The organism is Enterobacter sp. MEB024, from assembly GCF_030209635.1.
Lineage (GTDB): Bacteria > Pseudomonadota > Gammaproteobacteria > Enterobacterales > Enterobacteriaceae > Enterobacter > Enterobacter ludwigii.
This window is the reverse complement of sequence record NZ_JARVRQ010000002.1, coordinates 805,424-824,873: the sequence shown is the minus strand read 5'-3', so window position 1 is coordinate 824,873 and position 19,450 is coordinate 805,424. Positions and strand designations below refer to the sequence as shown.

Here is a 19,450-nt window from a genome sequence, read left to right as displayed (position 1 = left end):
CATTCAAAACAGATCAAACGTTAACAAGATGTTCACCACGTCGCCATCCTTAACGATGTAATCTTTACCTTCAACAGGCATTCGGGCTTCCTCCTTACGCACCTTGCTGACCCTTACCCTCAATATTTTGCTTGTACAGGACAGCACGTTGCCTGGCCAGGAGCAGTGCCGCTGGTATGCTGCCGGTAACCCGCTGGAAGGTTCTGCTGGGAAGGTCACGCACAACCGCCTGACGCAGCTGAACGGCATTCGCTGGCGTTATGACATCCACGGCCGCACCGTGGAGAAGGATAACGGCCAGACCCGCTGGCACTACTGCTACGACGGGGAGCATCGCTTGACTGAAGTGATTAGACAGCCGCGGGACCGCAACAAACCGCAGACGCAGGTCAGCTTCCGCTACGATCCGCTCGGACGACGCATCAGCAAAACGCGACGCCAGATGCTGGGCGGACAGCCAACCGGCAAGCCGGTTTGTCTGGGAAGGGTTCCGCTTGCTGCAGGAGGTGCACGGGGACGTGCCGCTGACCTGTGTCTACAGCGGTCAGGACAGCTACGATCCGCTGGCGCGTATTGATGGCGTGGAAGCACCGGAGATCTTCTGGTTCCACTGTCAGCCGAACGGCACGCCGGAGCGGATGACGGATAGCGAAGGGCAGGTGCGCTGGGAAGGGGTGAACAGCGCCTGGGGCAAGCTGCTGCGGGAAAGTGAAACGCAGGTATCAGGATATTCCCAGAACCTGCGCATGCAGGGCAATACCTGGACCGTGAGACAGGGCTGCACTACAATCTGTTCCGGTATTACGACCCGGACTGCGGTAGGTTTACGCATCAGGACCCGATAGGGCTATATGGCGGGTTAAATCTTTACAGCTATTCTCCTAATCCATTAGGTTGAATAGCTCCGCTGGGTCTATGCAAGAGAGGGGATCCCAATGCAACTGAGTCTATATTTAGGGTTCAAGCGGGAATTCCACCAAATGCAAGTCGGGTCAGAATCAAATTAGATTCTGCTAATAACCCCAAAATTCAGCGTGGACCTTTAAATAGTGGAACCTTAAATATCAGTATTGGAGATAGCTCGCATGCTCAGCATTTCCTTGATATTAGAGGTGGTAATACAGAAATTGTTTCCTTTCAACTTCCTAAGTGGATGGCGGATTTCATAGAAGAAAGTGCAATACCTCAGGCCGGTTATCGTACTAATCCATTAAATCAAGGTGGGTGAGCTCCTAAGTGTGTCGATCCGACAACGCCAGGTAGATCGTATGAATTACCATCAATATGGGCAGAATGGCTTGAAGAAGTAGCGATTCCAGGCTCGGGGAATGTAAAATAGGTTACTATATGAATGTTAATAAAGATGATGAACTCCTTGTAATAGTAAAGAACGAAGGAAGATTTTATTGGTTCGTTGCCTTTAAAGAAATGTGGGTTTTGGACAGAGTTAAATGGGTAGACGATTTTGTGAAAAACGGGGTAGAAATTAACTTACAGGATATCCATAAGGAAAGATATGACATGCCTGTAGTAAATGAAGAAAACGTACAGATATTCATTGATAACTTAATTAAAGAGAGTTATTTATACGATAAGGATGATATGGCTGTTGCGTTTTACAATAGGCTTTCAGAAAAAACAACCTGGTGGGATATATATGATCTTATGCCGGATTTATTTATAGACTTTGATAGTAAGCGACTATATTCTGAATATGTTGAGAATATGCATTATCACAAATATGTTCCTGATGGATGGTTAGGTGAACTTGTTGATTTCTGCAGTGATGGAACGTTACCACAAGATGAAATATTCTGGATAAAAAATGAAACAGATTATAGAAGCTTTGTGATCGCTAAACGGTAAAAATATACTTTCGGCATATCATTATTAGACTATGCAATGTTAGATTCAACACGTTAATTAGTCTTTGTATTAAATGAACAAAAGCCGTTACCAGCCGTTTTGACAAACTTCAATGCACTGTGTGACAAAGTATATTTGTCTGCACCTCCCCCAAGGGACTTTTTTATTGCTTAACATTCACTCTTCCAAGGGAAGTCGTCATTGTCTGTAGTTATGCGGAAAAAAAACGGCTGGCATGATTGGTTTTTTCATATGATGCATAACGTATTTTCCCAATCCGGACCCGCGTATTAAGATTAAAATACACATAAACGTTATAACAATACCGGGTGGCAAAAGAGGAGCTGCATAAACAGTTCCAACAATCGGCGTAAAAACCTAACTGAGAGACAAAGGATGAGCACGGTTTACATAGTTATTTTAGCCTATATAAAACCACTCGAAGAGATTGACGCAGCGATACCTGCTCATGTTGAGTGGCTTAAAAAAGGATACGTAGAGGGGGGGCCTGACGTCCGGTAGACGGATCCCAAGAAACGGTGGTGTCATTCTCGCTAAGTGTGAGAGTCTTGCCTCTCTTGAAGAGCGCTTACGCGAGGATCCTTTTTAGAGGTTAAAACTTGCGACTGCCGAAATCATTCCTTTTGAACCCAGTATGAAGACAGAACTCCTGGAAAATGTATTTTGACCCCGTAAGAAAATCAAACGTTAAACAAGAGTTCATCACATCGCCATCTTTAACGATGTAATTTTTGCCTTACGCATGCATCTTGCCTGCTTCTTCGCCCCTTGTTCACCCTGCTCTCAATAAGCTGTCGGTCTCAGATTTTTGCCGCGACTAACTTCACCGTGAGACCAGCCGCACCCAGGGGCTGCTGACCACCCGCAGCGAGTACGACCGTCTTGGTCGACTGCATCGCCGGGATGTATTCACTGGCAATGCCCAGCGTCCGTCGCCGCGCCGCTGGTCTCGCCGCTGGGATTACGACTACCGCAATAACCTGGTGCGGGAAGAGCGGGACGATAACCCGTTCAGCTGGTACCGCTGGCAGTACGACAGCGCCGGACGTCTGCTCGTTCAGGACGGCACGCTGCCTGGCCAGGAGCAGTGGCGCTGGGACGCTGCCGGTAACCCGCTGGAAGGTTCTGCTGAGAAGGTCACGCACAACCGCCTGACGCAACTGAACGGCATTCGCTGGCGCTATGACATCCACGGCCGCACCGTGGAGAAAGATAACGGCCAGACCCGCTGGCACTACCGCTACGACGGTGAACATCGCCTGACGGAAGTCATCAGCCAGCCGCGGGACCGCAACAAACCGCAGACGCAGGTCAGCTTCCGCTACGATCCACTCGGTCGCCGCATCAGCAAAATGCGACGCCAGATGCTGGGCGGACAGCCAACCGGCAAGCTGCTGCGGGAAAGCGAGAAGCAGGTATCAGGATATTCCCAGAACCTGCGGATGCAGGGGCAATACCTGGACCGTGAGACAGGGCTGCACTACAATCTGTTCCGGTATTATGACCCGGACTGCGGAAGATTTACGCAGCAGGACCCGATAGGGCTGGCGGGGGGGATAAACCTAAACCCGTAGGCGCCGAATGCGATTGGGTGGGGTTGACTTCTTACACATTGATTCATGATACAGCCGAAGAAGAGATGAAAGATATCACGAAGAGTGGTGTAATAAGACCTTCAACAGGAGATATACTTGTCCGCTTCGAGGATGGACAATACTTCATTAATATCATACCTGAAATGATTGGCGGACTAACACTTCAAAGATATTGATGCAATTGTGAAAATGTTACTAGGCCAATTAGAAGCTGATAGATATGGTAATGCAAGAAAATTAAAAGGAATAAGCCATTTTGCCGAAATAGCTGCTATTGGCTTAGATGGTAATTGAATCACGAGAAAATACACTTTTGATCTTGTATATAAAAGATTTTGATGATTCTAAAAGAATTGTTAAAAGAGGGAGGGATTGTAGTTGGAGAAAAAATATTTTAAAGGAAATGTTGATTTTATCTCTGGGCAAGGGTGCATTCTTAGTGAATTTATAGGAGATGTCGCGACACGTCAAATAAATATTGTTGATGGTGAGTATTATGCTTCTTCCTCTTTGTTAGATAAAAACGAACAAGTAGGTTTCCTGCTTTATGATGGTAAGAAAAGCGACTTAGACTTAAGTGACTCTGAAGAGATTTCAAATGAAGAATTTGAAAGTGTCTGGATGGATTCACTCGATTCATTTAAAGAAAAAAACCGAATAAAGTATTTATCCGGAGATGCTGTAAAGTGTTTGAACAAATCCACAATCATTGCTCACATTGTAAATAACAAAGGCAAATGGGGAAAGGGATTTGTTTTGTCTCTTTCGAAAAAATATCCTGCTTCGAAGGAAAACTATCACAACAATTTTAAAGATAACGGCGTTCCAGAATTAGGTACGGTAGATTTTGTTATGGTTGATGATCAAAAAAGGATATTTGTTGCTAATATGTTTGCACAGGATGGGATCAAGAAAAATAACAATGATGATAATCAATATGTATGCTATGAATTCTTAGATGTTTGTCTCGCAAAATTGTCTGACTTTGCGTTGGTGAATCGTCTTTCAGTACAAATGCCAAGAATAGGAGCTGGCCTTGGTGGTGGTGATTGGAGTATTATAGAGTCATTAATATTAAAAAATATTTGTTATAAGATGATTGATTGTACTGTGTTGACTTTATAATTTTAAGTTAAATTTAGATACGGTTTTTTAGTAAGGCTTATTTGCTGCTCTAAAATAAATGCATTATTGACATAGGCAAGGACTTTAGTATGCAAATATCTATAATAAATACTATTGAAAAGGAAACGAGTTACACGATAACAAGAACTACATCGAGACTTTGAGCAATAACAACAAGTCCAGAAAGCGCTATCTTAGCTGAAAGGTGCATTGGAACTTGCCAACTGGATATTTGTATGCTTGTACAGCCCTTACTTCGATCTCGCGGAGTATGATAAGGCGAAGAAATGGGGTGAGACCACATTACGCACACGTCGAACGAATATAGGTACTGCGCCATTTATCGACCTCGGTACGGTCCGTTACGAGTGGAATTATTCGAGGAAGCGAATAAATATTTTAACGATGCTTATGTTTATGGAAAACAGCGTGCTTTTCAGGATCGGCCTAAAAATACCTTAAGTTCTCTAAGCGCAAGAGGGTATAAGATAGTTAACTTATAGAATTTACAATTTAAAAAATAGGTTAACACTATGCCATCTTTAACGATGTAGTCTTTCCCTTCCGCACGAACCTCGTCTGCTTCTTTTGCACCTTGCTCTCGATTAGCGGTTAGTATACTCACGACGTACTCCACCGTGAGACCAGCCTTACGCAGGGCTGCTGACCATCCGTAGCGAGTAAGATTGGCTGACACAGCTGAATGGTCTTCGCTGGCGTAAAGCTAACCGGTAAGCCCGTCACCACCCGGTTTGCTTGAGAGGGGTTCCGCCTGCTGCAGGAAGTGCGGGGAATGTGCCGTTGACCTATGTCTACAGCCATCAGGAGAGCTACGATCCGCTGGCGCGTATTGATGGCGTTGCTGACCTGAGATTTCCTGGTTCTACTGCCATCCTAGACGGCATGCCGGAGCGAATGATGGATAGTGAAGGGCAGGTGCGCTGGAGAGGGGTAGACAACGCCTGGTGCAAGTTGCTGCGAAAAGGCGAGACGCAGATATCATGTTATTCCCAGGATCTGAGTATGCAGGGGCAATACCTGTAACGTGAGACAGGACTGTACTACAATCTGTTCCGTTATTACGACCCGGACTGCGGGCGGTTTACTCAGTCGGACCCGATAGGGCTGGCGGGGGGGAAACCTTTACCAGTATGCACCGATGTGGATAGGTCATTATAGATTAAGTGTTTATGAAATTGGAAGCTATCCTTATTTGAGAGATATAGTTAATGATGGCCACACTGGACTTGATGCTCATTATTGGGTGCGAAATTTATTTTGAAAAAATATTTTTGAAGTTTATAATCTTAAACGCTGAAGAAACATATCGGCATTAATAAAAGTTTGGGAAGAGGTGTAGTTTGCATGGATTCTATAAAAACAATTAACAACTAATTATCTGTAGGCAATTAACAACACTTTTCCGCATTGTTAATTTCTACTAATTCACTAACAAATGCTAGTCTCATTGCAATGACATTTGTTTTTAATATGGCTTGTTCTTATATCGGTAAACACATATGGTAAAGCAGGATTTAATCGATCAGTTGGATAAAATTGAACAACTAGTGCACAAATCTTTACCTGCTGAATATAAGCGATTTATGGTTGAGAATGTTAGAGACACTGACTCTTATGAGATTAAAAGAGCGAATGGTGAACATTTATATGTATTCAATTGTTTCGATTTACTTGAAAGAAATATTACATACACAATTCAAGAGGTTGAACCTGAATTTTTATTGATTGGTCAAGATGGCGATCTAGGGTATTTCCTTAATTTGTGTAGAGGTACTGATGAGGTTTATTCTTTAGAACTTGGTGCGTTAGGAAGCTTGGATATGATTAAAGAAAGTAATACTATATTTATGTTATAAGAGTTTCTGATTCAATTATGGACTACTTGTTTAATATCAATAAAAATCAACGCCAAAGCGTGCATTTCTTTTGTTCAAAACAAATTAAACGTTAAACAAGAAGTTCAGCACTTCACCATCTGAACGATATAATCCTACCCTTCGGCAAGAACCTTGTCTGCTTCTTTTGCGCCTTGCTCTCGATTAGCGGTGAGTATACTCGCGACGTACTCCACCGTGAGATCAGCCGTACGCAAGGCTTCTGACCACCCGCAGCGAGTACGATCGCATGGGCCAACTGTATAGCCGGGACGTCTTTGTCGGCAATGCCCGTCGCCAGCGCCGCTGTCATGCAGCAGATAACCCGCTCGAAGATTCTGCTAAGTAGTAGGTCGTTAATAATTGTAAGACGCAACTGAATGGCATTCGCTGGTGTAAACGCGATACCAGATGCTGGATGGCAACTGGCAAGCTAGTCACTTCCTGGTTTGCCTGGGAAGGGTTCCCCCTGCTGCAGGTGGTGCATGGGGATGTGCGGCTCACCTATGTCTATAGCGATCAGGACAGCAACGATCCGCTGGTACGAATTGACGGCGTAGATACCCCGGAGATCTTCTGGTTCCATTGCCAGCCTAACGGCATGCCCGAGCGGACGTCGGATAGCGAAGTGCAGGTGCGCTGGGAAGGGGTTAACAGCGCTTGGGGAAAGCAGTTGCGGGAAGCTGAGACGCAGGTATCACGATTTTCTCAGAACCTGCACATGCAGGGGCAATACCTGGGCTGTGAGACCGGGCTGCATACAATCTGTTCCGGTATTACGATCCGGACAGCGGGCGGTTTACGCAAAAGGGGCCGATATGGCTGGTGGGGCGATAAACCTTTACCCGTATGCGCCGAATGCGCTGGGGTGGGTGGATCCTGTTGGTTTAACCGTTTGCAAAAACGGATGCCCTAAACGATCAATGAGAAACATGTCTTTTGCTGAGTGGATTAAAAGAAAAAAGTGGAAATAATACCCATGTGTATTTAAGATATAAAGATGTCAGACCTATCTATGTAGGGATCACTAAGGATGTAGATATCCGTGCTGTACAGCTTGGTGGCTTGGTGAAATGTTCGATAAAATAGTTAGAATTACTGAAGAACTGTTAAATTGCGGTCATGCGTGGATCAGAGAACCAGAAATTATTCACAATAATCCCCACTTTTAAAATTCTATCAATAGCATAAGTCCGACAAGAAAGTTATACTCGGATGCTATTATGTGTGGCGGAAATTGGCTTAAATAATAGGGTTAATGGAAAATGGTCGATAGACTTACTATAGTGCCAGCAAAAGAAAATCAAAAAAAATGGCCTAAAGAAGGCGATGTTTTTTACTTTCAGTTAAATGATGGTCGGTTAGGCTATGGCATGGTCTCTTTGGGTAAAATAGATGTCGGCCCGTTCAAGAATGCCATAGTTATATATATATATAACTATTTTACATCTTCGCTTCAAGAAGATGCTGTATTGGCAAAAGATAATTTGCTGCTGTCGCCAATTATTACTGATAATTCATGTTGGAAAAACGGTTATTTCGTAACGTTTAAAACTATCGGCATGCGTGAAGTGGATGTCTTACCTCAACATTATTTTAAAAACCCTGTTAGAAATAAAATATATGATCATCATGGCGTGGAAGTAGACTCGCCGATTGAGAATATACTAATCGGTGAAGAGTCGATTCAATTCTATAAAAGCGTTGTAAAATCTATAGAAAGTATAATTAACTAATATGCAGGTCGGTGAGTAGTTTGTGTTTTTCGGTCTTTTATTTTTACCGCAGCATGTTATGATGATTAGCTTATAAAAAACATATTGTTATATTTTTGAGTGCCAGGTGGGCTTATACCTATTTTTAACCTAATCCCTTCATTTATTACTTGATAATTTATAACTATAGAAACCGATACTGCCGTATTAGTTATTTATGATTTGATGCTATTAAAGCATAGAATTAATGAGGATGTAGATTGGTGCAGTCTACCAAAAGATGAAGAAATAAAAATGCAATATGTTATCTCCAATCTTGGTGGTGACGGAACCTATAATGTCAATATTAGATACGATGTTGGTGAGTATACAGTTGCATAATTCTTAAGCGTATCTTCTGGGAAAGTTTTCATCGGGGCGGGGGAGAATGTTACGGGCGGCGCCCTTGATCCTGATGACTCCGAAGCTATGTCAGATGAGTTTATTACTTTAGAACCTGGTAATTATGAAGTTAAATATACAAAACAAGGTGCGGATGTTCTCATTTACTTTACAAAAGCAGCGTTTACTGAAAATGCATTAGAAGAGGGTATTTATCTCTAAATACTGATAAATCACCGGCTATTAAATGGGCAGAATTGAGAACTGAATAAACTAAATATAAAAGTATTTGAGTCTGCTGATAATGAATGGGCTAAATTTGTAATTCAGGGTAGAGCCAATACACTTGCACATAGTTATGATGCTGTAAGTGAGCCAATGTTAGCAAACCCTGGTGCTGTAAAAAAAAGGAGGAAAGGCTAAGCCCATAGGTTCACAGCTTGCTATTTTCTTAAATAAAGCTGCAACCGTGTTTGATCGTTACAAAGTAAAAAAAGGTGTAAAGGGCAATGAATATTATCAATGGTATCCAATTTAATGATTCTAATCAATCTGTTCCGGTATTACGACCCGGACTGCGGGCGGTTTACGCAGCAGGACCCGATAGGGTTAAATGGCGGGTTAAATCTTTACAGCTATGCTCCTAATCCTATAATCTGGACGGATCCTTTAGGTCTAACACCTTGTAAGGTTTTACCTTCTACACGTAGGGGTGGGGGGCAGGTAAACATTATGATCCTGTAAATGGACAAGGCTTGTATGTGCTACACGATGGAAAGAATATTATCTATGTAGGACATGGGGATGCACCAACGCGTTTGAATAGCCATGTGAATACACAGGGTAAATCTCTTTTGGAACAGTTGACCATATTTGATAATAATTCGACCAAAGCTGAAGCTAAATACTTGGAACAAAGAATTATGGATCTTAATGGTGGAGCTAAGTCAACGAATTTTTTAACAAATCTCCTCAATAAAATCAGATCGTATAGTCCTAATAACCCAAAGGCTAGCACATATGATATTGTGGGTCATAGCAGTGATTGGGGTGGAAAAGTATTGAATGATGCGTTATCAATTCTGAAAGGTAATGGTTTATGAAAGTAAAATACAAAGAGGGTGACATCTTTGTCATTCCATTGAGCAATGGGAAATATGCGATTTGTCATATTGTTTTTGCTCTAAGCAAAAAATTTCAGCAAGCCATAGGGTTCTGCATATTATCAATCCAGCAGGCTGAAGAACTTATTGATGGCGGTTCATTAACACCGCTAAGTTTTGAAAAGTTTGGTAAAGAGACGAAAGTTATCTTTACCGGCAACCAAAATATCAGCAAGGGCGTTTGGCAAATTATTGGTCACACTGATCTTACAGCAGAAAAAAAACAATTGAAAATATTTAATTATGCTGGTGGTTTATATAATGGAGAGGACGAAATCAGACGGTTATCTGTTGCCGAATACCCTAATTACACAACAATGGGGGTATCAGGGTTTGAGCTTGTCGATAATATCCTGACCAATATTTGAGCATCAGGGGTAGGGTGCTTCCCCTGTCAGATTTCGTATTACCGCCACTCATTAACACCTTAAAAATATCACAGGTATTTTATTTTTGATGGCCTGACCTCACATTATTGGTAGAACGATAATAAAAATCGAGGTAATGTAATGAATGATAAAAAAATACAAGTAGTTGATCTACTGATTTCACATAGTCAAATAGTGTTACGATCCCGAGACTATGACGAAAAGCTGAGTCAGTGGGGAAAGGGTAATGTTTCTCAAGGTGCTGTTCTTCATAAGGATTATGTTATATTCGATCCATTACCAGAGGACGCGTTTGGAGCAATCGTCAATATCAAAATAGAGTATGCTTTCAAATTGGATGAAAATGCTCAGCGCTGTATTGTTGTACCATTTTTCATTACGGATAAACATAAGCTGCAAATCGCTTCTGCAACTGAGAAATTAGATTTAAATATAGATGTGAACGATAAAGTTTATTCACTCTTTTATGAGATTTGTGAAGGCGATGAAATTTACTATAATTTCACTCTTGTACCGGCAAAAGAAGCTGTTGCTGCTAAGTTTTTGCTAGATGACCCTTGGGGAGGAATAAAAGACCATCCTCTCAAAGAAGGTATTTTTTAAATTTAATACTATCTGGGAAATTTATCTCGGAATAAAAATCCGCGCCTAAGCGTGGATTTTTTTCATTCAAAACCAATCAAACGTTAAACAGGAAGTTCATCACATCGCCATCTTTAACGATGTAATCTTTCCCTTCCGCACGCATCTTGCCCGCTTCTTTCGCGCCTTGCTCACCTTTGTAGGTGATGAAGTCTTCAAACGCGATAATCTGCGCACGAATGAAGCCTTTCTCGAAGTCGGTGTGGATCTTACCGGCCGCCTGAGGCGCAGTCGCACCGACAGGGATGGTCCACGCACGCACTTCTTTTAAACCAGCGGTGAAGTAGGTTTTCAGGTTCAGCAGCTCATAGCCCGCGCGGATCACGCGGTTCAGGCCCGGCTCGGCCATGGACTCTTCACGGTCGGCGTCGTCCATTTCAGCGGTATCGGATTCCACCGCGGCGCAAACCGCTACCACTACAGAACCTTCACTGCTCGAAGGTTCTGCTGAGAAAGTCACGCACAACTGTCTGACGTAGCTGAACGGCATTCGCTGGCGCTATGATATCCACGGCCGCACCGTGGAGAAGGATAACGGCCAGACCCGCTGGCACTACTGCTACGACGGGGAGCATCGCTTGACGGAAGTGATTAGACAGCCGCGGGACCGCAACAAACCGCAGACGCAGGTCAGCTTCCGCTAGGAGCCACTCGGGCGACGCATCAGCAAAACGCGACGCCAGATGCAGGGCGGACAGCCAACCGTCAAGCCGGTCACTACCCGGTTCGTCTGGGAGGGGGTCCGCCTGCTGCAGGAGGTGCACGGGGACGTGCCGCTGACCTGTGTCTAAAGCGATCAGGACAGCTACGACCCGCTGGCGCGCATTGATGGCGTGGATGCCCCGGAGATCTTCTGGTTCCACTGTCAGCCGAACGGCACGCCGGAGCGGATGACGGATAGCGAAGGGCAGGTGCGCTGGGACGCGGTGAACAGCGCCTGGGGCAAGCTGTTGCGGGAAAGCGAGACGCAGTTATCAGGATATTCCCAGAACCTGCGGATGCAGGGGCAATACCTGGACCGTGAGACAGGGCTGCACTACAATCTGTTCCGGTATTATGACCCGAACTGCGGGCGGTTTACGCAGCAGGACCCGATAGGGCTGGCGGGGGGGATAAACCTTTACCAGTATGCGCCTAATGCGCTGGGGTGGGTGGATCCGTGGGGGTTGAGTCGTAAATGTAAGGATCCATCTAAAGAAGCAACGAAGTGGCAAGGCCCTGGAAATGATGATTATCCCGGTATTGATGTTTATAAGAATAGGAAGCTGAAAAAAGGTACAATTCTTTATGCTCTTTACCCGAATGGGAATCAACAACCCTCATATACTGTGACATTCCCAACAGTCAATCAATATAGAGGCGATCCTTTGGGTTATCATCAAGCGTTACAGGTAAAATTAGATCCTCGATGGCCTGTACGTACGAAATTAAGGGCTTTCTATGTAAGCGAAGACATAGATGTTGCTTACGGTAGAGCTGCAGCCAATAAGTTGTATGGAGATGGGGGAGGACTTCAGTTCTTAATCCCAGAGGAATCGAGACATCTTTTAACCCCAGGAAAGATTATAGATATATGATAAACTTAAATTTTAATGCGAAAACGGGAAAGCTAATTTTCGATGGTCTAACTTTAGAGATTGATACTGAAGAAGGATTTTGCAACAGTAAACTTTATCACAAACTAAATACGTTTAATGCTGTAAAGAAATACATGCCTTATCACTATCTTATTGATCCGGTGTTTTTTTGCGATAAAGAATTTGAAATTAACATACGGCCAATATGTTTTGGTTTTCCTTTTATAGTTCATCTTGTCGATAAAGATAGTGAATATTATAATTCCCTAAAGGACTGGGATGCGAGAACTAATATTAATATGCTAAATAACTCAGTGAAAAGCTTGTCTGATTGGCTAAGCCTTTCTCTGAATTTAGGGGTTCCTGATGTTACGAAAACAGAAATGATTAGATGGGATTATGAATGGGGTCGAATTTCTGTCTCGTATGAGACAAAGTCATTCAACCATGGTATATATATAGTTTGGAATTCAATATAATCAATAACCAAGGCTTGCCTAAATTAAGTTATTGACTAATAACATCATTCATTTACTTTTAATCTTACTTGTTATTATTGGAGTTAAAGGTTATAGAGGAAATGAAAATAACTAATCGACTTAAAAAGAAGTTATTAGTCCTCGATGGCATTGACAATGATTTCATAGAGTATGGAAAGGAAATATCATGCCCTGAATGTGACGGGGTAATAGTCTACTCTATCGTAAACTCATATGAGTTTGACACGCTTACTGAAGAGGTAAAAAGCTTTTTGGTTAAGAAAATGAGAGGTGTGAAGCTTGTTAGTGAACATAAGAAATATAGCTACGACGATAGCCAATTAGATGTTTCGAAAAATACATGTTCAAAGTGTTTGAAAGATTTTTCTAGTGTATTAACGTATAAAGAAGTGCAACCAGCACGATACCGGGTATATCTTGTGGGGCTTTTTGAAGGTTATTTGAAAAAGATCAAACTTTAAAAGTTGAGGTTTACGAAGGATTGAAAATCTCATTTATTTTAAAGAAAATAACCTGCTTCATTGGGCTAGTGGTGAAAGTAACAGAGTGGTTAGTATGCCATTTTTAGACCATGCAATGGTCGACTCAACACGCCAGTTAGTCTTTGCGTTAAGCGAGTCTAAGCCATTACCAACCGTTTTGACCATCTTCGATACTCAGGGCGAAAAATTATTTTGATCTGCACCTCCTGAAGGTGCGACTTTCTATTACTTAACATTCAATCTGTCAAAGGAAGTGGTCGTTTTCTGTAGCTATCCAGCAAAACAAAATGGTTGGCATGATTGGTTTTATTCCTGGGATATGAAGCGTAACGCGTTGTCTCAATCGGGCCCTGCATATTAAGATCAAAAGCGCTAAAAAAAATGATAACTATAACCGGTGGCAAAACAGGGACTGTATCAGCAGTTCCAACAAGCGATTTGAAAAAACAGAGTTAAGAGGCAAAGGATGAGCACGGTTTACATTGTCATTTTGACCTATATAAAACCACTCGATGAAATCGACGCAGCGATGCCTGCTCATGTTGAGTGGCTAAAAAAGGGGTATGCAGAGGGGATTTTTCTGGCGTCCGGTAGACGGATCCCAAGAAACGGCGGTGTCATTCTCGCTAAGTGCGAGAGTCTTGCCTCTCTTGAAGAGCGCTTACGCGAGGATCCTTTTCAGAAGTTAAAGCTTGCGACTGTTGAAATCATTCCCTTTGAACCCAGCATGAAAACAGAACTCCTGGAAAATGTGTTTTAACCCCGGAATAAAAAAATCCACGCCAAAGCGTGGATTTTTTTCATTCAAAACAAATCAAACGTTAAACAGGAAGTTCATCACGTCGCCATCTTTAACGATGTAATCTTTCCCTTCCGCACGCATCTTGCCTGCTTCTTTCGCGCCTTGCTCACCCTTGTAGGTGATGAAATCTTCAAACGCGATAGTCTGCGCACGAATGAAGCCTTTCTCGAAGTCGGTGTGGATCTTACCGGCCGCCTGAGGCGCAGTCGCACCGACAGGAATCGTCCACGCACGCACTTCTTTCACGCCAGCGGTGAAGTAGGTCTGCAGGTTCAGCAGCTCATAGCCTGCGCGGATCACGCGGTTCAGGCCCGGCTCTTCCAGACCCAGCTCGGCCATGAATTCGTCACGGTCAGCGTCGTCCAGTTCTGCAATGTCGGATTCAACGGCAGCGCAAACCGCTACAACCACTGAACCTTCAGCCGCCGCGATTTCACGCACTTTGTCCAGGTACGGGTTGTTCTCGAAACCGTCTTCGTTAACGTTGGCGATGTACATGGTTGGCTTCAGGGTCAGGAAGCTCAGGTATTTGATCGCCGCCTTGTCTTCTTCAGTCAGGTTTTTCAGCGCGCGCAGCATGCCCGCGTTTTCCAGCTGTGGCAGACATTTTTCCAGCGCAGCCAGTTCTGCTTTCGCGTCTTTGTCGCCACCTTTGGCTTTCTTCTGCACGCGGTGAATAGCGCGTTCACAGGTGTCGAGGTCAGACAGTGCCAGCTCGGTGTTGATCACCTCGATGTCGTCAGCCGGGTCCACTTTGTTGTTAACGTGGATGATGTTGTCGTTCTCGAAGCAACGCACAACGTGACCAATTGCTTCCGTTTCACGGATGTTGGTCAGGAACTGGTTACCGAGGCCTTCGCCTTTGGATGCACCTTTCACCAGGCCCGCGATGTCCACGAACTCCATGGTGGTCGGCAGAATGCGCTGCGGCTTCACGATTTCCGCGAGCTGGTCCAGACGCGGATCGGGCATTGGCACTACGCCGGTGTTCGGTTCGATGGTACAGAACGGGAAGTTCGCCGCTTCAATACCTGCTTTGGTGAGCGCGTTGAACAGGGTGGATTTGCCCACGTTTGGCAGACCGACGATACCGCATTTGAATCCCATTTCTAAATCACCTTAATATCTTGATAATCAATCCGTTAACGATAACCGATTGATGAAAAGTAAATAACTACGCCTATTATACACGTAACCCGCACCACGCGCGGTAAAAATGCCGTATCGGGCGGATTATTGCGCTTTGAAAGCGTGTAAGCGGTTTGTCGCTTTGGTTAGGCCATCCTGCAGCCAGATTTCGGTGCAGCGCACCGCTTCGTCAACCGCTTCGTCAATCAGTTTCTGCTCAGAAACCGGTGGCTTACCCAGTACGAAACCGACAACTTTGTTTTTATCGCCCGGATGGCCGATTCCCACGCGCAAACGGTGGAAATTGGGGTTATTGCTCAGCTTGCTGATAATGTCTTTCAGACCATTGTGACCGCCATGACCACCGCCCAGTTTGAATTTTGCCACACCGGGGGGCAGGTCCAGCTCATCGTGGGCCACCAGAATTTCATCCGGGTTAATGCGATAAAACGTCGCCATGGCTGCAACAGCTTTGCCGCTCAGGTTCATAAAGGTGGTGGGCACCAGCAGACGGACATCTGCGCCAGCAAGATTGATACGTGAGGTATACCCGTAGAATTTTGGTTCTTCACGCAGGGGAGCACGTAACCGTTCGGCCAGCAGATCAACGTACCAGGCACCGGCATTGTGGCGGGTCGCCGCGTACTCTGCGCCTGGGTTCGCGAGGCCGACAATCAGTTTAATCGTCACGATTCAATTCCTAATGGGTTCCAGATCTGGCGCGTAGTTTACTGTCTGACGCGCCGCTTGACAAAATTCTGCTGCCCGAACCGCGAGATATGAATAATTACTTATCTGAACAATTAGAATTTCAAGCTGTTCAATGTCTTATTTGTAAACTTTTGTCTGGGAGTTATCTGTAAATGTGATCATTCACGCAACTCATAAAAGAGCCGTTGTCTATACTTTACACACAAGGATCAGGGGCTTTTCCCCTTACAACCCAAAGTTCCGGAGGTGACATATGAAACGCAAAAACGCTTCGATACTCGGTAATGTGCTGATGGGGTTGGGACTGTTTGTGATGGTCGCTGGCGTGGGTTATTCAATTTTAAACCAATTGCCGCAGCTTGACCTTCCGCAATACTTCGCGCATGGCGCGGTATTGAGTATCTTCCTTGGTGCAGTGCTATGGCTTGCCGGTGCGCGCGTGAGTGGACATGAAGAAGTCTGCGACAAATACTGGTGGGTGCGCCATTACGATAAGCGCTGCCGCAGGGACCAGCACAAACACAGCTAACGTGCTACGACGAAAGAACACCGAAACGGCTCCTTATGGAGTCGTTTTTTTTTTGCATGAAAGGTTGACCCTCACGTAACGTAAGGCTTCAGAGTGGTGCCACTGGCAAAGTAAAAGGAGCAGTTATGTTGATTCAGGTGGGTGAACTCGCGAAACGTGCCGGGATCACCGTGCGAACATTGCATCACTATGAGCAAACAGGGTTGTTACTGCCTTCTGCCAGAAGTGCGGCAGGTTACCGGCTGTATAATCTGGCGGATGTGCAACGTCTGCATATGATTCAGGTGCTGGCAAAAGCCGGGCTGGAACTTGCTGAAATCAGGGATTTTCTGAAACAGGAGTCGCTGTCGTTAACCGAATTACTCGATGCGCAAATCAGTTTGCTGGATAAGCAACTGCGCAGCATGCTGACGCTGCGCGAGAGGCTGGTGGAATTGCGTACCGGGCTTACCAACGATGCGGCACCTAATCTGGAATCCTGGCTACAGACTCTGGAGTTAATGAATATGTACGAACGCTGGTTTAGCAAAGAGGAGTTACAGCAGTTGCCGTTTGCCGTACAGAAGGAGGCACTTGCGGATATCTGGTCAGGTCTGGTTGCTGAGGCAAATAACCTGTTGAAGCATAATATCGACGTTTCGGATCCCCGTGCCAGGGATCTGGCGACGCGCTGGATGTCACGCCTGGAGCAGGATACGGCAGGTAAGCCGGAATTTCTCACCCGGCTGAACGAGATGTACAGCGTCGAGCCGCAGATGCGTGAGCAGACGGGTATTACGGCGGAAATGACTGACTACATTACGCGGGCGTTTGCCGAATCGAAGCTTGCCATCTGGGAAAAGTATCTCTCTGCAGAAGAGATGGCCTTTACCCGCGCACACTATTTTGATCGCATGATGGAGTGGCCGCCACTGGTAGCGAAATTGCATCAGGCGCAGCGGGAAAACCTCGACCCGTCTTCCGGTGAGGCGCAAATGCTCGCTGAACACTGGCGGGTATTGTTCCAGTCATACGCGGGAACGAATCCTGAAACCCAGCAAAAGTTTCGCGTTGCCATGCAGCAGGAGCCGCATCTGATGAAAGGAACATGGATGACGCCTGCCGTGCTTGCATGGCTCCAGCAGGCGATAGCCGTGATGATGCAGAGACGTTTCTCTGCATCAGGGCATTCACAGATCCGCTAACGCGGCTTCACGGTTGGGATAAAAGGCCAGGCGGCCAGGGATCGGTTGCACGCCAGCGCGCGCCATGGTGCGCAGCGGCTGGAATTCGAGATTACTCACCCGCAGTTCACAGCCTTCCGGCAGACGCGAAACGAAGCGCTGGAAGGCATCCAGACCACCCGCATCCAGCACCGGCACGGCATCCCATTTCAGCACAACAATGCGTTTGCCCACGATACGGGTTTCCAGTTCGCTGAACAGACCTTCCGCGGCAGCAAAGAACAACGGGCCAATCACACGCAGCACCAGCACATCGTCAGGTACCTCTACGTTAACCGGGGAAAGGCGCGTCATCTGCGCAATACGGCGCATAAACAGCAGGGAGGCCAGCACGATCCCGACGCTGATGGCGATAACCATATCGAACAGCACGGTCAGCGACATACACATCAGCATCACGATGATGTCGTCTTTCGGTGCGCGACGCAGCAGATTGACCACCTTATGTGCTTCGCTCATGTTCCACGCCACCATCAGCAGCAGGGCTGCCATGGCTGAAAGCGGCAGCCAGGAGAGCAGCGGGGCGAGGACCAGCAGGGCGAGGATCACCAGCACTGAGTGGATAACTGCCGATACCGGCGACGTCGCCCCGGCACGTACGTTTGCCGCAGAGCGGGCGATGGCTGCTGTTGCCGTAATACCGCCAAAGAACGGGGCGATGATGTTGCCCAGACCCTGCCCAACCAGTTCGCTGTTGGCTTTATGCTTGGTGCCGGTCATGCCGTCCAGCACGACGGCACAGAGCAGGGATTCAATGGCCCCCAGCATCGCCATTGAGAAGGCCGCGGGCAGAAGGGCGCGCAGGGAGTCCCAGCTTAAGGTGAAGCTGGAACCCGGCATATCCCATGGCAGTACCAGTTGCGGTAGCAGTTGAGGAATACCGCTTCCCTGTGAACCGTCAGCCAGAACATAGTGGAACTGAGATCCAATGGTCGCGACGTGGCCACCAAAGAGATTAACGATGGCCATCACGGCACAGCCCAGCAGCAGGGCGGGCAGGTGGCCAGGCAGACGAATGCCTAAACGAGGCCAGATAATCAGTGTGCCCAGGGTAACAATCCCGATGGCGGCATCGCCCGGGTTGGCGGTGGGGAGCGCCATAAACAGCGCCCCGACTTTTTGCAGGTAATGTTCAGGGACGTGGGCTATCTGCAGGCCGAGGAAGTCCTTGATCTGCATTGTCCCGATGGTAATGCCAATCCCGGAGGTGAACCCCAGCGTCACGGAAAGGGGAATGTATTCAATCAGCCGGCCAAAACGGGCCAGACCAAACAGGATCAAAAAGACGCCGGACATCAGGGTGGCGACCAGCAGGCCTGCCAGGCCAAACTGCTGAGAAACGGGATAGAGGATCACCACAAATGCGGCTGTCGGGCCGGAAACGCTGAAGCGAGACCCGCCCGTTAGCGCAATCACAATCCCGGCGACGGCCGCCGTGTAAAGCCCATACTGCGGTGCTACGCCGCTGCCAATTGCCAGTGCCATGGCGAGCGGAATGGCAATAATCCCGACGGTGATACCGGCAATAAGGTCACGCATAAAACGTGAAGCGGTGTATTTCTCTTTCCAGCAAGCGTCGATGAGGGCGCGAAAGGGAAGAACATGTGAGGAGGTTACGTGTTTCACAATTATCTCTCATCCGTGTGCGCATCATCTGTCATATGAATGGCAGGTGAAGGAGGCATTGATCATACAAATAAATATCA

General features: G+C 46.1%; 15 protein-coding genes and 11 pseudogenes. 20 read left to right on the top strand and 6 right to left on the bottom strand.

Annotated elements, in window-relative coordinates; genetic code table 11:
• Nucleotides 1-3: 3 nt before the first annotated feature.
• Nucleotides 4-124, bottom strand: a pseudogene (locus QRN24_RS06170) (DUF933 domain-containing protein); the annotation flags it as partial.
• Nucleotides 125-127: 3 nt separating this feature from the next.
• Here QRN24_RS06170 and QRN24_RS06165 point away from each other — a divergent pair.
• The 5 genes and pseudogenes from QRN24_RS06165 to QRN24_RS06145 form a co-directional block, all read left to right on the top strand.
• A pseudogene (locus QRN24_RS06165) lies at nucleotides 128-895 on the top strand (RHS repeat domain-containing protein); the annotation flags it as partial.
• Nucleotides 896-1,347: 452 nt separating this feature from the next.
• Nucleotides 1,348-1,866: a hypothetical protein gene (locus QRN24_RS06160; protein WP_047744797.1), complete on the top strand. Its 519-nt coding sequence runs from the start codon at nucleotides 1,348-1,350 to the stop codon at nucleotides 1,864-1,866.
• A gap of 396 nt (nucleotides 1,867-2,262) precedes the next feature.
• Nucleotides 2,263-2,554: pseudogene (locus QRN24_RS06155) on the top strand (YciI family protein).
• Nucleotides 2,555-2,645: 91 nt separating this feature from the next.
• Nucleotides 2,646-3,458: pseudogene (locus tag QRN24_RS06150) on the top strand (RHS repeat domain-containing protein); the annotation flags it as partial.
• Nucleotides 3,459-3,860: 402 nt separating this feature from the next.
• Nucleotides 3,861-4,607, top strand: a complete 747-nt coding sequence (locus tag QRN24_RS06145; protein ID WP_047744796.1) for a macro domain-containing protein — start codon at nucleotides 3,861-3,863, stop codon at nucleotides 4,605-4,607.
• A gap of 511 nt (nucleotides 4,608-5,118) precedes the next feature.
• Here the strand turns inward: QRN24_RS06145 and QRN24_RS22810 are convergent.
• Nucleotides 5,119-5,223: pseudogene (locus QRN24_RS22810) on the bottom strand (DUF933 domain-containing protein); the annotation flags it as partial.
• Between the two features lie 111 nt (nucleotides 5,224-5,334).
• Here QRN24_RS22810 and QRN24_RS06135 point away from each other — a divergent pair.
• The 9 genes and pseudogenes from QRN24_RS06135 to comJ form a co-directional block, all read left to right on the top strand.
• A pseudogene (locus tag QRN24_RS06135) lies at nucleotides 5,335-5,766 on the top strand (RHS repeat-associated core domain-containing protein); the annotation flags it as partial.
• 361 nt (nucleotides 5,767-6,127) lie between these two features.
• The gene (locus QRN24_RS06130; RefSeq protein ID WP_020882329.1) at nucleotides 6,128-6,484 is read left to right on the top strand and encodes a hypothetical protein; all 357 of its coding nucleotides are present in this window, start codon (nucleotides 6,128-6,130) and stop codon (nucleotides 6,482-6,484) included.
• A 107-nt stretch (nucleotides 6,485-6,591) separates the two neighbouring features.
• Nucleotides 6,592-7,398 (top strand): annotated as a pseudogene (locus tag QRN24_RS06125) (RHS repeat domain-containing protein); the annotation flags it as partial.
• A 369-nt stretch (nucleotides 7,399-7,767) separates the two neighbouring features.
• Nucleotides 7,768-8,238 (top strand): Imm26 family immunity protein, encoded by a 471-nt coding sequence (locus tag QRN24_RS06120; protein WP_284942491.1) that lies wholly within the window; start codon nucleotides 7,768-7,770, stop codon nucleotides 8,236-8,238.
• 159 nt (nucleotides 8,239-8,397) lie between these two features.
• Nucleotides 8,398-8,820, top strand: a pseudogene (locus tag QRN24_RS06115) (DUF6386 family protein).
• 327 nt (nucleotides 8,821-9,147) lie between these two features.
• A pseudogene (locus QRN24_RS22805) lies at nucleotides 9,148-9,288 on the top strand (RHS repeat-associated core domain-containing protein); the annotation flags it as partial.
• Between the two features lie 71 nt (nucleotides 9,289-9,359).
• On the top strand, nucleotides 9,360-9,701 hold the full coding sequence (locus tag QRN24_RS06105; RefSeq protein WP_284942490.1) for a GIY-YIG nuclease family protein: 342 nt from the start codon (nucleotides 9,360-9,362) through the stop codon (nucleotides 9,699-9,701).
• Complete coding sequence (locus QRN24_RS06100) at nucleotides 9,698-10,129, top strand: immunity 26/phosphotriesterase HocA family protein (protein ID WP_284942489.1); 432 nt, start codon at nucleotides 9,698-9,700, stop codon at nucleotides 10,127-10,129. The genes QRN24_RS06105 and QRN24_RS06100 overlap by 4 nt, the downstream gene beginning before the upstream one ends.
• Before the next feature lie 141 nt (nucleotides 10,130-10,270).
• On the top strand, nucleotides 10,271-10,753 hold the full coding sequence (comJ, locus tag QRN24_RS06095) for a competence protein ComJ (RefSeq protein WP_284942488.1): 483 nt from the start codon (nucleotides 10,271-10,273) through the stop codon (nucleotides 10,751-10,753).
• A 76-nt stretch (nucleotides 10,754-10,829) separates the two neighbouring features.
• Here comJ and QRN24_RS06090 read toward each other — a convergent pair.
• Nucleotides 10,830-11,237: pseudogene (locus QRN24_RS06090) on the bottom strand (DUF933 domain-containing protein); the annotation flags it as partial.
• Between QRN24_RS06090 and QRN24_RS06085 the strand changes: the two are divergent.
• The 4 genes and pseudogenes from QRN24_RS06085 to QRN24_RS06070 all read left to right on the top strand — a co-directional run.
• Nucleotides 11,227-12,369, top strand: a pseudogene (locus QRN24_RS06085) (RHS repeat domain-containing protein); the annotation flags it as partial. The pseudogenes QRN24_RS06090 and QRN24_RS06085 overlap by 11 nt on opposite strands.
• Complete coding sequence (locus QRN24_RS06080; protein ID WP_284942487.1) at nucleotides 12,366-12,848, top strand: hypothetical protein; 483 nt, start codon at nucleotides 12,366-12,368, stop codon at nucleotides 12,846-12,848. The pseudogene QRN24_RS06085 and the gene QRN24_RS06080, both read left to right, overlap by 4 nt.
• Nucleotides 12,849-12,949: 101 nt before the next feature.
• Nucleotides 12,950-13,330: a hypothetical protein gene (locus QRN24_RS06075; protein ID WP_284942486.1), complete on the top strand. Its 381-nt coding sequence runs from the start codon at nucleotides 12,950-12,952 to the stop codon at nucleotides 13,328-13,330.
• A 487-nt stretch (nucleotides 13,331-13,817) separates the two neighbouring features.
• The gene (locus QRN24_RS06070) at nucleotides 13,818-14,111 is read left to right on the top strand and encodes a YciI family protein (protein WP_284942485.1); all 294 of its coding nucleotides are present in this window, start codon (nucleotides 13,818-13,820) and stop codon (nucleotides 14,109-14,111) included.
• Between the two features lie 54 nt (nucleotides 14,112-14,165).
• On the opposite strand, the gene ychF is transcribed toward QRN24_RS06070, so the two are convergent.
• On the bottom strand, nucleotides 14,166-15,260 hold the full coding sequence (ychF, locus tag QRN24_RS06065; RefSeq protein WP_014170508.1) for a redox-regulated ATPase YchF: 1,095 nt from the start codon (nucleotides 15,258-15,260) through the stop codon (nucleotides 14,166-14,168).
• A 126-nt stretch (nucleotides 15,261-15,386) separates the two neighbouring features.
• The gene (gene pth, locus QRN24_RS06060; RefSeq protein ID WP_106504205.1) at nucleotides 15,387-15,971 is read right to left on the bottom strand and encodes an aminoacyl-tRNA hydrolase; all 585 of its coding nucleotides are present in this window, start codon (nucleotides 15,969-15,971) and stop codon (nucleotides 15,387-15,389) included.
• A gap of 274 nt (nucleotides 15,972-16,245) precedes the next feature.
• Here pth and ychH point away from each other — a divergent pair, with 274 nt between their 5' ends.
• Together ychH and QRN24_RS06050 are read left to right on the top strand one after the other, a co-directional pair.
• Nucleotides 16,246-16,521 (top strand): stress-induced protein YchH, encoded by a 276-nt coding sequence (gene ychH / locus QRN24_RS06055; RefSeq protein ID WP_014170506.1) that lies wholly within the window; start codon nucleotides 16,246-16,248, stop codon nucleotides 16,519-16,521.
• Nucleotides 16,522-16,646: 125 nt separating this feature from the next.
• Entirely contained in the window at nucleotides 16,647-17,705 is a 1,059-nt protein-coding gene (locus QRN24_RS06050; protein ID WP_284942484.1) for a MerR family transcriptional regulator, read from the top strand.
• On the opposite strand, the gene dauA is transcribed toward QRN24_RS06050, so the two are convergent.
• Nucleotides 17,691-19,370: a C4-dicarboxylic acid transporter DauA gene (gene dauA / locus QRN24_RS06045; protein WP_014170504.1), complete on the bottom strand. Its 1,680-nt coding sequence runs from the start codon at nucleotides 19,368-19,370 to the stop codon at nucleotides 17,691-17,693. The two genes, QRN24_RS06050 and dauA, sit on opposite strands and share 15 nt — an antisense overlap.
• Nucleotides 19,371-19,450: the final 80 nt, after the last annotated feature.